Source organism: Cyanobium sp. Aljojuca 7A6 (assembly GCF_024346455.1).
Taxonomy (GTDB): Bacteria; Cyanobacteriota; Cyanobacteriia; order PCC-6307; family Cyanobiaceae; genus Cyanobium.
Map to the genome: position 1 here is coordinate 1 of NZ_JAGQCY010000006.1, position 13,108 is coordinate 13,108.

The following is a 13,108-nucleotide window of genomic DNA, read 5'->3' on the forward strand; positions in this document are numbered from 1 at the left end:
AGATCACGGTGCGGGGGGCCAGGCCATCGGCGAGGCCGTTCTTGATGCGCAGGTACTGGGCGATCACCTGCAGGGCATTGAGGTGCTGGCGCTTGTACTCGTGGATGCGCTTCACCTGCACGTCGAACATGGAGGCCGGATCCACCAGCACGCCCGTGTGGCGGTGGATGTAGTTGGTGAGGTGGCGCTTCACCGACAATTTGGTGGCCCCCCAGTTCTCCAGGAAGCCGCTGTCGTCGACATAGCGCTCCAACTGGCACAGCTCATCGAGGTTGCGCACCCAGCCATTACCGATCGAAGCGTCGAGCAGGGCCGAGAGCTGGGGATTGGCCAGAGCCACCCAGCGTCTGGGGGTGACGCCGTTGGTGACGTTGGTGAACTTCTCGGGCCAGAGGGCGGCGAATTCGGGGAACAGGTCCTGCTTGACCAGGGCGCTGTGCAGGGCGGCGACGCCGTTGACGTGGTGGGAGGCGACGGTGGCGAGGTGGGCCATGCGCACGGCCTTGTCGCCGCCTTCATCGATGATCGAGAGGCGCCGCAGCACGGCGTCATTGCCGGGGTACTTGAGGCGCACCTGCTGGAGGAAGCGGCGGTTGATCTCGAAGATCAGCTCCAGGTGGCGAGGCAGCAGCGACCCGAAGAGATCAAGGCCCCACTTCTCGAGGGCCTCGGGAAGCAGGGTGTGGTTGGTGTACGAGAGGCAGGCGGTGGTGATGGCCCAGGCGGCGTCCCACTCGAGGTGCTTGTCGTCGAGCAGCAGCCGCATCATCTCGGCGACGGCGATCGAGGGGTGGGTGTCGTTGAGCTGGATGGCCCAGTGGGCCGGGAAGTCCTCAATGGCAATGCCACGGGCATCAAGGCTGCGGATCATGTCCTGCAGCGAGCAGCTGACGAAGAAGTGCTGCTGCTTGAGGCGCAACTGGCGGCCTTTGGCGGTGCCATCGTTGGGATAGAGCACCTTGCAGAGGGTCTCGGAGCCCACCTTCTCTTCCACGGCGCCGTAGTAGTCGCCGCTGTTGAAGGCGTAGAAGTCGAAGGATTCGGTGGCGTCGGCTCGCCAGAGCCGCAACCGGTCGCAGGTGTTGACCCGGTAGCCCAGCACCGGCACGTCGTGGGGGACGCCGATGGCGTGTTCCGACGGGATCCAACGCACCCGATAGGCGCCGTTGCGGTCGCGGTAGCTCTCGGTGTGGCCGCCGAAGCCCACGAAACAGGCCTGGTCAGGGTGGGGGATCTCCCAGGGCCAGCCGGCCTTGAGCCACTTGTCGGTGATCTCCACCTGCCAGCCGTCGCGGATGAGCTGGTCGAAGATGCCGAACTCGTAGCGGATGCCATAGCCAGTGGCGGGGATCTCGAGGGAGGCGAGGGATTCGAGGAAGCAGGCAGCCAGGCGGCCCAGGCCGCCATTCCCCAGACCCGGCTCCTCTTCCACGTCGAGGATCTCCTCGATGTCGTTGATGCCGAACTGCTTGAGGGCCTCGGCGGCCTCCTGCTGGATGCCGAGCATCAGCAGGTTGTTGCCCAGCTGGGGCCCGATCAGGAATTCGGCCGACAGGTAGGCCACGATCCGCTTGGGGTTGGCGGCAATCGCTTCGATGCCCGCCAGGTAGCGGGTCATCAGCCGGTCGCGCACGGCGTAGCTGAGCGCCATGTAGAGGTCGTGGCGGCTGGCACTGGGGGCGAGCTTGCCGAGCGTATAGAAGAGGTGTTCGGTCATGCCGTCGAACACATCGGTCGCTGTCAGTCCGCTGCGATCGGGGTCCGCGAAGCAGCCAGGCGTGGGCAGGCTCAGGTTGCGGGGTTGTTGGTCGGTCATGGCGGTCGGCGCGCGGTGATCCCTCAGGCACAGGTCTTGCCGTGCATCTCCAGACCGTAGCGGTGGTTGCCATTCCCCTCGCCCGGCCTGTTGGGAGATCAGCAACGGCACACCTGAGCAACGTCAACGCCCCTAGCGTCCGACCGGCACTGATTGCGTTCATGTTCGCGCCCAGCCTTCTGCTTGAAGTCGGCAGCACCCAGATCGAGACGGTGGAAACACTGTTGGAAGTGGGCCGCTACCTGGTCATCTTCCTGGCGGCCCGTGCGCTGGCGGAGCTGATGGTCCGCCTCAAGCTGCCCACGATCCTCGGCGAACTGGTGGCGGGCGTGCTGATCGGCGTCACCGGGCTGCACCTGATCCTTCCGCCGGCCGTTCACGCCGAGCTCAACCAGGGGATGCTCGCCCTGATCGGCACCTGCGCCGGGGTCAGCCCTGAGACGGTGGCCGAGATCTACACCGAGAGCTTTCCGTCCCTGGAGGCCACCTCCAAGCTCGGCCTCTATGCCCTGTTGTTTCTCACCGGTCTGGAAAGCGAACTCGACGAGCTGATGGCCGTGGGCCAGCAGGCCACAACCGTGGCGATCACCGGCGTGCTGCTGCCCTTTTCCCTGGGCACGGCTGGTTTGTATTACCTCTTCCATGTGCCGCTGTTTCCCGCCGTGTTCGCCGGCGCTTCGATGACCGCCACCAGCATCGGCATCACGGCCAGCGTGTTCGGCGAGCTGAAGTTTCTCAAGACCCGGGAAGGCCAGACCGTGATCGGCGCCGCCGTCCTCGACGACATCTTCGGCATCGTGATCCTGGCGGTGGTGGTGGCCCTGGCTGCTGACGGGGAGCTCACCGCCGGTCCGATCCTGCAGCTGGTGCTGGCGGCGACGGTGTTTGTGGCGCTGGCCCTGTTCCTGAGCCGCACCGCAGCGCCGGCCTTCGACTGGCTGCTTGATCGCCTCAAAGCGCCCGGGGAAGTGGTGGTGGCGGGGTTTGTGGTGCTTGGCCTGTGCTGCTTCGCCGCGGAAGCGATCGGCCTGGAGGCGGCCCTGGGGGCCTTCGCGGCCGGGCTGATCCTCAGCGCCTCCAAGCACACCAAGGCGATCCAGCAGTCGGTGAAGCCCCTGGTGGCCCTGTTCGCCACCGTGTTCTTTGTGCTCATCGGCAGCTCCCTTGATCTGTCGGTGATGAACCCCTTCAACCCCGACAACCGCGAAGGGCTGATCGTGGCCCTGTTCCTGTTGGCCGTCGCCATTGCCGGCAAGGTGGCCGCCGGCTGGAGCTACCTCAGCGTGGAGAAGACCAACCGTCTGGTGGTGGGCCTGGGGATGATGCCCCGCGGCGAAGTGGGCCTGATCTTCCTGGGTCTGGGCAGCCAGGCCGGCATCCTCTCGGCGCCCCTGGAGGCGGCCATCCTGCTGATGGTGATCGGCACCACCTTCCTGGCGCCGCTGTTGCTGCGGCTGGCGCTGAGCGGTGTCGAGGTCCCCCCGGAGGTCCCCACCGACGGGTCCGCCGAGCAGGCCGCCTGATCGACTGCGTCGGTTTGGTCCGGTTCAGCGCTCTCGGTCGTCGTCCCTGCCGGCGGCCAGGCTGAGCGAGAGGCCCCCCAGCACGGCGATCAAACCCAGGCTTCCGGCCCATCCCGGGCCGAGGGCCCAGCTGAGCAGCAGTTCCACCACCAGGCCCACCGCCAGGGCCAGCAGCAGGCTGCCGCCCACCAGCACCAGTTGCTGCAACCCTTGATCCAGGGAGCCCTCGGCCAGGGCCTGCTCCAGCCGGCCCAGCGGGACGCTCAGGGGCAGGTAGAGGGCCAGGGCCCACAACGCCACCCCTGGCAGCAGCGGGCTCAGGTCGGCGAGGGTGAAGGCGTCGGGCATGACCGCAGGCGCAGGGGGCAGGGCCGCACGCTGGCCGGGCTTCCTAGCATCGTCCTCCACCGCATCGCCGCTGCGTCCATGGCTTCGTCACCCGAAACCCCCTGGCAGTTCCTGGGCCATCGGGTGCATGCCGTGCGCTCGGCTCCGGAGCAGCCCACCGGACCGGCGGTCCTGCTGGTGCATGGCTTCGGGGCCTCCACCGACCACTGGCGCTTCAACATTCCGGTGCTGGCCCAGACCCATGAGGTCCACGCCATCGATCTGCTCGGCTTCGGCCGCAGCGACAAACCCGCCGGCCTCACCTATGGCGGCGCGCTCTGGCGTGACCAGCTCTGCGCCTACGTGGACGAGCGGATCGGCCGGCCCACGGTGCTGGTGGGCAACTCCCTCGGCGGCTTCGCCGCCCTGGCCGCCGGTGCCGCCCTGGGGGAGCGGGCCGCGGGCGTGGCGCTGCTGAACGCCGCTGGCCCTTTCAGCGACGAGCAGCAGCCACCCCAGGGGTGGGGGGCCATCGCCCGCCAGACCATCGGTTCGGCCCTGCTGCGCAGCCCTGTGCTGCAGCGCCTCCTGTTCGAGAACATGCGCCGCCCCGCCACGGTCCGTCGCACCCTCAATCAGGTTTATATCGACCGCACCAACGTCGACGACGAGCTGGTCGAGGCGATCCTGCGCCCCTCGCGCGATCCGGGGGCCTTCGGGGTGTTCCGCACCGTCTTCGACATCCCCCGCGGTCAGCCCCTCGACGAACTCTTCGAAGGGCTCACGGCGCCGTTGCTGCTGCTCTGGGGCATCCGCGACCCCTGGATCAATGCCGCCGGCCGACGGGCCAGTTTCCAGCGGCACGCGCCGGCCCGTACCACCGAAGTGGTGCTCGAGGCCGGTCATTGCCCCCACGACGAGGTGCCCGATCAGGTGAACCGGGCCCTGTTGGACTGGCTCGCGGGTCTGGTGGAAAGCCCGGTTGCCGCGCTGACCGCCCGCTGAACCCAGAGGCGGCTGCCGGTCGGTACATTTCCCTGCACACAAGGGGATGGGTTGATCGCAGCTGTCACGGGCACTGAAGCCGCGCCAGTGGCTATCCGGCAGGCGGACGGAGTGACCGGGAAGGCGGCCGGCTTTGCCTACCGTCCGGACATCGATGCGCTGCGTGGTGCGGCGATGCTGGCGGTGCTGGTGTTCCACCTGAACAAGGGGTGGTTGCCGGGCGGGTTCACGGGCGTCGACGTTTTCTTTGTGATTTCCGGCTATGTGGTGATGGGCTCGTTGCTGAGCCAGGCCAGCAAGCCGCTGTGGCCGCGGTTGGGGACGTTCTATTTGCGGCGCGTGCGGCGCTTGCTGCCGAACCTGCTGGCGTGCCTGTTGGTGGCAAGCCTGGCGGTGGCGATGCTGATCCCGCCCTTTGAGGCCGGCCCCTATTTCAACGCGGCCTTGAAGGCGCTGTTCGGGTGGTCGAACAACTTCCTGATGGGGCAGATCGATTACTTCGCCCGCGATGCGGATCTGAATCCGTTTCTGCACACCTGGTCGCTGGGTGTGGAGCAGCAGTTCTATTTGGTGTTTCCGCTGCTGATGCTGGGCATCGGCTATGGGGTGCGCCGCAGCGTGCCGCTGCTGACAGCACTGGTCGTGCTGTCGCTGGGGGCGAGCTGGTGGTGGACGCAGAACGCGCCGATGGCGGCATTTTTCCTGATGCCGAGCCGGTTGTGGGAACTGACGATCGGCTCGCTGCTGCTGGTGGCGCAACGGCGTGGGCTGCTGGGGGCGGGCTGGCTGAAGGGCCGTTGGCTGCGTCTGGCGGGCGGAGCGCTGCTGTTGTGGGCTGTTGTGGCGACATCGGAGCGTGAGGGCTTTCCGTTGCCTGGGGTGCTGCCGGCGGTGCTGGGAACGCTGCTGGTGCTGCAGGCGGGACCAGGAGAGGGGGGGAGATTTCTGCCGGGTCGATGGCTGGAGCGGGCGCTGCTGACGGCCGGATTGCTGTCGTACTCGCTGTACCTGTGGCACTGGCCAGTGATCGTGCTGATGCGCTGGACGTGGGGGATGGAGACGTGGTGGCAGTACGGGTTGGCGGTGGTGGGGAGTGTGGTTCTGGCGGTGGCGGCCTACGGGCTGGTGGAGCAGCCGGTACGCCGGTATCCACTGCAATGGTGGTGGGAACTGGGACTGGCGCTGCTGGCGGTGGTGGGCCTGTGGCTGGGGATCGATGCGCTGCACCACCAGTTTCGGGGCAAGTTGTTCGTCGGCAGTGACCCCACGCCGGTCCCCCGTCACGAACGTGTGCAGGATTGGGATCCCACCATTCCGGGAACCCTGATCGATAAGGCATGCACACTCGATTACTGGACGCCCTATGGCCCGGAATCACGGCCCAATTACGATCGCTGCCAGAAGCCAGGTAGGCCAGGTGCTGGAGAGATCTTTCTGCTGGGTGATTCCCATGCCCAACATCTGCTGCCGATGCTCGATCTGGTGACCCGTCGCACCGGTCAGAGAATCACTTTCTCGAACAAGCCTTCCTGCTTCCTTGATCCGGCGCTTACCCTACAGCTCAACCAAAAGCCCTATCAGCCCTGTACTGATTTTGCCGTCGGTGAAATGGAGAGAGCCATTCAACGGCTCCAGCCAGGGGATATCGTCATGATTTCAAGCAACCTTCACAACTATCTCGGCAGCGTCCATGGCAGCGGCTCCGAGATTGAGACGCCAGCACAGCTGGACGGCAAGCCACTCAATATTTCTGAGTTGCGTCGTACTCACCTGGCTTCGATGCAAGCTTATGCGCTAATTCTCAGCAAGCGAGGGATTCAGCTGGTGCTGGTGGTCGATACGCCACCTCTGTCTCAGGACATAGTCTTCTGCCCGAAGGGTTCCCAGCGCAGTTGTGCTTTTGATGCCGAAATCACTTCGGCCAGGCAGGAATTGATTGCCTCCATCCTCAATGAGGTGGCTGTAGGCTTCAAGAACGTTCATGTTTTTGATCCCACCAAGGCTCTTCTTGATTCTTCTGCAAAAGTACGCTATCGCGATGAAAAGGGAAATGTGATCTACTCTGATTCCCACCATCTCAGTGTGACGGGTAGTCGCTCCCTGGCGGAGCCGTTTGAGCGCTTCCTGGTGGAGTCCGGTCTGATCCCGGCGCCGGCCCGCTGATGGTGGCCGCGATCGCCAGCAGCAACCCCGTCGCCTCCCCAGGCAAGGGCTCGGCCTCAGGGCGCTTTGCCTACCGACCGGACATCGATGCGCTGCGAGGGGCGGCGATGCTGGCGGTGCTGGTGTTCCACCTGAACAAGAGGTGGTTGCCGGGCGGGTTCACGGGCGTCGACGTTTTCTTTGTGATCTCGGGCTATGTGGTGATGGGCTCGTTGCTGAGCCAGGCCAGCAAGCCGCTGTGGCCGCGTCTGGGGACGTTCTACCTGCGGCGTGTGCGGCGCTTGCTGCCGAACCTGCTGGCGTGCCTGCTGGTGACGAGCCTGGCGGTGGCGATGCTGATCCCGCCTTTTGAGGCCGGCCCTTACTTCAATGTGGCCCTGAAGGCGCTGTTCGGATGGTCGAACAACTACCTGATGGGTCAGATCGATTATTTCAACCCGGATGCGGATCTGAACCCGTTTCTGCACACCTGGTCGCTGGGTGTGGAGCAGCAGTTCTACCTGGTGTTTCCGGTGCTGATGCTGGGGATCGGCTATGGGGTGCGCCGCAGCGTGCCGCTGCTGACGGCGCTGATCGTGCTGTCGTTTGGGGCGAGCTGGTGGTGGACGCAGAACGCGCCGATGGCGGCATTTTTCCTGATGCCGAGCCGGTTGTGGGAACTGACAATCGGCTCGCTGCTGCTGGTGGGGCAACGGCGTGGGCTGCTGGGGGCGGGCTGGCTGAAGGGCCGCTGGCTGCGTCTGGCGGGTGGAGCACTGCTGCTGTGGGCGGTGGTGATGACCTCAGAGCGGGAGGGCTTTCCGTTGCCTGGGGTGCTGCCGGCGGTGCTGGGGACGCTGCTGGTGCTGCAGGCGGGCCCCGGAGAGGGGGGGAGATTTCTGCCGGGTCGTTGGCTGGAGCGTGGTCTGCTGACGGCGGGATTGCTGTCGTATTCGCTGTACCTGTGGCACTGGCCGGTGATCGTGCTGATGCGCTGGACGTGGGGGATGGAGACGTGGTGGCAGTACGGGTTGGCGGTGGTGGGGAGTGTGGTTCTGGCGGTGGCGGCCTACGGGCTGGTGGAGCAGCCGGTGCGGCGTTATCCGCTGCAATGGTGGTGGGAGAGCGGCCTGGCGCTGCTGGCGGTGCTGGGCCTGTGGCTGGGGATCGATGCGCTGCACCACCCGTTCCGGGGCAAGTTGTTTGTTGGCGCTGATCCAGATCCTGTGCCTCTCCATGAGCGGATCAACAACTTCAACCCCATGATTCCCGGCACCGGAATCACTCCTTTGTGCACCGTGCCGGTTGGCAAGCCCTACGACGTGACGACGCGACCGAATTATGACCTGTGCCAGAAACCAGGCAGACCTGGTGCTGGAGAGATCTTTCTGCTGGGTGATTCCCATGCCCAGCATCTGCTGCCGATGCTCGATCTGGTGACAAGCCGCAGCGGCCAAAGACTCACCTTTGCCGCCATGGGTGGCTGCTTTCCTGATCCGCTGGTGCAGATCAATTGGGGGATGCAGGAGTATGGTCCCTGCCAGGAGTTTGTCAGCGGCGAGATGGAGCGATCCGCGCAACGCCTCAAGCCTGGGGATATCGTGATGTTGTCCAGTTGGCTGAACTATTACATCGCCGACATTGATCCCAGGGGGCAACCCAACGGGGCGCTGATGGAGTCGGGTGGTCGTCGTCTTTCCCCAGTCCAGGTGCGTGAGATGCATGTGGCCAGTCTTCGCCGCTTCGCCAAACAGCTGGCCACGCGGAATATCCAACTACTGCTTTTCGTTGACACGCCCGTTCTGGCCAGGGAAATGATGTTCTGCCCCCGAGACTTCAGCAGGACCTGCTCCCCAGATGCTGAGAAAACCTTCCGCATGCAGCAGACCATTCGCGAAACTTTGAATGCTGCAGCTTCTGGATTGCCCAATGTGCACGTCTTCGACCCCACTCCCACCTTCCTTGATTCGATGGGTCGGGTCATCTATCGAAAAGCGGACGGAACGCCCCTGTTCGCTGACTCCAACCACCTCAGTGTGACGGGTAGTCGCTCCCTGGCGGAGCCGTTTGAGCGCTTCCTGGTGGAGTCCGGTCTGATCCCGGCGTCAGCCCGCTGATGGTGGCCGCGATCGCCAGCAGCAACCCCGTCGCCTCCCCAGACAAAGGCTCAGCCTCAGGGCGCTTTGCCTACCGGCCGGACATTGATGCGCTGCGAGGGGCGGCGATGCTGGCGGTGCTGGTGTTCCACCTGAACAAGAGGTGGTTGCCGGGCGGGTTCACGGGAGTGGACGTTTTTTTTGTGATTTCCGGCTATGTGGTGATGGGCTCGTTGCTGAGCCAGGCCAGCAAGCCGCTGTGGCCGCGGTTGGGGACGTTCTATTTGCGGCGCGTGCGGCGCTTGCTGCCGAACCTGCTGGCGTGCCTGTTGGTGACAAGCCTGGCGGTGGCGATGCTGATCCCGCCGCTGGAGAGCGGTCCCTATTTCAACGCGGCCTTGAAGGCACTGTTCGGGTGGTCGAACAACTACCTGATGGGTCAGATCGATTATTTCAACCCGGATGCGGATCTGAACCCGTTTCTGCACACCTGGTCGCTGGGCGTGGAGCAGCAGTTCTACCTGGTGTTTCCGCTGCTGATGCTGGGCATCGGCTATGGGGTGCGCCGCAGCGTGCCGCTGCTGACGGCGCTGATCGTGCTGTCGCTGGGGGCGAGCTGGTGGTGGACGCAGAACGCGCCGATGGCGGCATTTTTCCTGATGCCGAGCCGGTTGTGGGAACTGACGATCGGCTCGCTGCTGCTGGTGGCGCAACGGCGTGGGCTGCTGGGGGCGGGCTGGCTGAAGGGCCGCTGGCTGCGTCTGGCGGGCGGAGCGCTGCTGTTGTGGGCTGTTGTGGCGACATCGGAGCGTGAGGGCTTTCCGGTGCCTGGTGTGCTGCCGGCGGTGCTGGGAACGCTGCTGGTGCTGCAGGCGGGACCAGGAGAGGGGGGGAGATTTCTGCCGGGTCGATGGCTGGAGCGGGCGCTGCTGACGGCCGGATTGCTGTCGTACTCGCTGTACCTGTGGCACTGGCCAGTGATCGTGCTGATGCGCTGGACGTGGGGGATGGAGACGTGGTGGCAGTACGGGTTGGCGGTGGTGGGGAGTGTGGTTCTGGCGGTGGCGGCCTACGGGCTGGTGGAGCAGCCGGTACGCCGGTATCCACTGCAATGGTGGTGGGAACTGGGACTGGCGCTGCTGGCGGTGGTGGGCCTGTGGCTGGGGATCGATGCGTTGCACCATCCGATGAAGGGCAAGTTGTTCGTCGGTCCCGATCCAGATCCGGTGCCATTTCGAGAACGCATTCATACCTACAATCCCTACATCTTGAACAGCGGTATCAGTGAGAAGAATTGCACCGTTCCCGTCGGTAAGCCCTATGGCCTGACGACGCGACCGAACTATGACCTGTGCCAGAAGCCTGGCAAGCCTGGGGCGCGAGAGATCTTTCTGCTGGGCGACTCCCATGCGTTGCACTTGGTGCCGATGCTCGACGCGGTAACGAACAGCACGGGGAAAAGGATGACATTTGCTTTCCAGATGGCCTGTTTCCTGGATACCTCCATGGTGGCGACTCTCGGCGGTGTCGAGTTTCCCGTCTGTCAGGATCTCGCGCGAGGCGAGATGGATCGAGCTCTTGAGCGTTTGAAGCCCGGGGATATTGTAATGATCTCAAGTTGGCTTAATTCCTATCTTTCGGGATTGTCCTCCAGTGGCAAGCCTTCGCCCATGGTGGTGGAGAAGGATGGCAGGCGGATCGGCCCCCCAGAGGCCAGGGCGATCCACGTCGCCAACCTTCGCAGCTTTGCCAAGCAGTTGGCGGCCAGGAATCTTCATTTGGTGCTCACGGTTGATACACCCATGCTGTTGGTCAAGCCCATGGAATGCAGGCCCAAGCCTGGCCAATGGGAGCAATGTGCACCAGAGGCGCAGATCACCGCTCGCATGCAGCAGACCATCAGGGAGACTCTCACGGAGGCAGCGGCTGGATTATCGAATGTGCATCTGTTTGATCCCAGTCCTTTCTTCCTGGACGCCGAGGGTCGCGTTACCCCCATGCGGCCAGACGGAACACTGCTCTTTTCCGATGACCACCACCTGAGCGTGTCGGGGAGCCTCTCGCTGGCAACCCCGTTCGAGCGTTTCCTGCAACAGCAGGGACTCACCAGCCCCCGGCCCACCGCCTCCCCCTCCCCATGACCCTGACTCCTCCCGCCGGGGCCTCCCCCCACTGGCGTTTCACCGATCCGGCCAGCGGCGATTCCCTCACGGTCGTCCCCGAGCGCGGCGGATTGGTCACCGGCTGGCGGTGCGGCGGAGATGAGATCCTCTACTTCGATGTGGAGCGTTTCGCCGACCCCGCCAAGTCGGTGCGGGGGGGGATCCCCGTGCTCTTCCCGATCTGCGGCAACCTGCCTGGCGATGAGCTCGTGTTGCCCCAGGGGAGCTTCCCGCTGGCGCAGCATGGCTTTGCCCGCGATCTGCCCTGGTCCATGGCCCCACTGGCGGACGGGGATGGGGTGGTCCTGCGCCTCGAGGACGGACCCGAGAGCCGCCCCCATTTCCCCTTCGCCTTCGCCCTGGAACTGGAGCTGCGGCTGCAGCCCTCGGCCCTGGCGATCACGGCACGGATCAGTCACCTGGGCGCGGCCGGCACGGCCCCCCTTCCCTTCAGCCTGGGTCTGCACCCCTACGTCGCCGTCGCCGATCTTGCCCACGTGCGGCTCGAAGGCTTGCCGGAGAGCTGTTTCGACCATCTCACCATGGCTCCAGCCGCCACAGCGGAGCAGCTGTCCCGGCTGGAGCGGGGCGTGGACTTCCTCTGCACCGGCCAAGGTCCGGTGCGCTTGGTGGATCGAGCGGGGGGCCGGGTGGTGACCCTGCACCCTTCGGCGCCGATGGATCTGGTGGTGGTGTGGAGCGACCCTCCCCGGCCGATGCTCTGCCTGGAGCCCTGGAGCGGTCCGCGGGGAGCCCTGAGCACGGGGGAGCGGCGTCTGCTGGTTCCTGCTGGGAAGTCCCTTGAGCTGGGTTGCCGCTACAGCGTCGAAACGCTCTGAGCAACGCCGGGCAGCCGGCCGGGCGCCAGCTGCCCGGCCGGATCGAAGCGGCGCTTGATGGCCTCGATCAGCGGCCGGGAGGGGGCATCCAGCCAGGCCGGCAGGGAGGCCCCCGGGGGCTGGCGCAGCACGGTGAGATGGCCCCCCAGCTCAGCGCAGAGACTGCGCAACGTGCTCACCTGGCCTGATGTCAGAGCCGCCTGGGGCCCCGCCGGGGCCGACCAGGCCAGGCCGAGGCCGCTGCCGGCCGCCATGTCCACGGCCAGTCCGCCCAGGGCAGGAGCCTGCATCAGGGTCTCGAGTCGGTCGGGACTGGCGCCGAGGCGCAGCAGCCAGGCAGGAGCCTTGGCGGTGGCGGTGGCGGTTCCCCCCCGGGCCCGGGCCAGCCAGGCCTGGGTGGTGGTGGCATCCAGCACGCGTGCCGGCAAGGTGCTGCGCTCCTGCAGGCAGCGCACCTGCTCCTCGAGGGTGGCGGCATCGACGCTGGCCAGGCCGATCAGCAGCAGGGGCTGCGGCGCCAGGCCAGCGCTGCCGGCGAGCTGGTCGTTCCACCAGTCGATCCGCTCCGGGCTGAGGCTGGAGTTCAGCAGCCAGCGGCTCAGCAGCGCCAGATCCCCGTTCTCGCCCTGGAAGCAGACACTGCGGCGCAAGGGCGGCTGGGGCAAGGTGCGCAGGGTCAGTTCGGTGATCAGGCCCAGGGAGCCCCAGCTGCCGCTGAACAACCGCATCAGGTCGTAGCCGGCCACGTTCTTCACCACCTTGCCGCCGGCCCTGGCTGTCACCCCATCGGCCCGCATCACCTCAAGGCCGATCAGCTGGTCCCGCACCCCCAGATAGCGCTGGCGGTAGCCGCCCGCCAGGCCCCGGGCCACCAGGCCGCCAATGCTGCCGGCGGCGGCGCCATCGCCGTCCCCCCAGGGGGCATCCACGGACAACCACTGGCCATGGTGTTCAAGGGCCTCCTGCACCTCCACCAGTGGTGTGCCGGCGGCCACCGTGATGGTGAAATCGCCGGGGTTGAAGTCCCGCACGCCCTTCAGTGCGGCACAGCTGAGCACCGTGCAGGGCCCCACGAGGGGAGGACCCCAGTCGAGGCGGCTGCCCAGGCCGGCCGGCAGCCAGGCCGAACCCTGCCGGTGCAGGTCCCGCACCAGCTCCTGCAGCTCGCTGGGCTCAGGTCGCATCACGGCACGATGGT

Annotated in this window: 9 protein-coding genes; 6 read left to right on the plus strand and 3 right to left on the minus strand. The window is 65.8% G+C overall.

The annotated features are described in order from the left end of the window. Positions 1-1,816: glycogen/starch/alpha-glucan family phosphorylase (gene glgP, locus KBY95_RS06825; protein WP_254964218.1), on the minus strand; the 1,816-nt coding region annotated here is incomplete at its 3' end. A 161-nt stretch (positions 1,817-1,977) separates the two neighbouring features. On the opposite strand from glgP, the gene KBY95_RS06830 reads away from it, so the two are divergent. Continuing rightward, entirely contained in the window at positions 1,978-3,339 is a 1,362-nt protein-coding gene (locus tag KBY95_RS06830; protein WP_254964219.1) for a cation:proton antiporter, read from the plus strand. Between the two features lie 24 nt (positions 3,340-3,363). Here the strand turns inward: KBY95_RS06830 and KBY95_RS06835 are convergent, their stop codons facing one another. After that, on the minus strand, positions 3,364-3,687 hold the full coding sequence (locus KBY95_RS06835; RefSeq protein WP_254964220.1) for a hypothetical protein: 324 nt from the start codon (positions 3,685-3,687) through the stop codon (positions 3,364-3,366). Positions 3,688-3,765: 78 nt separating this feature from the next. On the opposite strand from KBY95_RS06835, the gene KBY95_RS06840 reads away from it, so the two are divergent. From KBY95_RS06840 to KBY95_RS06860, 5 genes are read left to right on the plus strand one after another with little or no spacing between them, the layout of a single operon-like run. Continuing rightward, entirely contained in the window at positions 3,766-4,671 is a 906-nt protein-coding gene (locus KBY95_RS06840; protein WP_254964221.1) for an alpha/beta fold hydrolase, read from the plus strand. Positions 4,672-4,722: 51 nt separating this feature from the next. Beyond that, a complete protein-coding gene (locus tag KBY95_RS06845) occupies positions 4,723-6,834 on the plus strand; it encodes an acyltransferase family protein (protein ID WP_254964222.1) in 2,112 nt (703 codons plus the stop codon). After that, on the plus strand, positions 6,834-8,930 hold the full coding sequence (locus KBY95_RS06850; RefSeq protein ID WP_254964223.1) for an acyltransferase family protein: 2,097 nt from the start codon (positions 6,834-6,836) through the stop codon (positions 8,928-8,930). Before KBY95_RS06845 ends, KBY95_RS06850 begins: the two co-directional genes overlap by 1 nt. Continuing rightward, positions 8,930-11,050 carry an acyltransferase family protein gene (locus KBY95_RS06855; RefSeq protein ID WP_254964224.1) on the plus strand — a complete coding sequence of 707 codons (2,121 nt, stop codon included), beginning with the start codon at positions 8,930-8,932 and terminating at the stop codon, positions 11,048-11,050. Before KBY95_RS06850 ends, KBY95_RS06855 begins: the two co-directional genes overlap by 1 nt. Then, on the plus strand, positions 11,047-11,910 hold the full coding sequence (locus KBY95_RS06860) for a galactose mutarotase (protein ID WP_254964225.1): 864 nt from the start codon (positions 11,047-11,049) through the stop codon (positions 11,908-11,910). The genes KBY95_RS06855 and KBY95_RS06860 overlap by 4 nt, the downstream gene beginning before the upstream one ends. On the opposite strand, the gene KBY95_RS06865 is transcribed toward KBY95_RS06860, so the two are convergent. Next, a complete protein-coding gene (locus KBY95_RS06865; protein ID WP_254964226.1) occupies positions 11,889-13,094 on the minus strand; it encodes an FAD-binding oxidoreductase in 1,206 nt (401 codons plus the stop codon). The two genes, KBY95_RS06860 and KBY95_RS06865, sit on opposite strands and share 22 nt — an antisense overlap. Between the last annotated feature and the right edge of the window lie 14 nt (positions 13,095-13,108).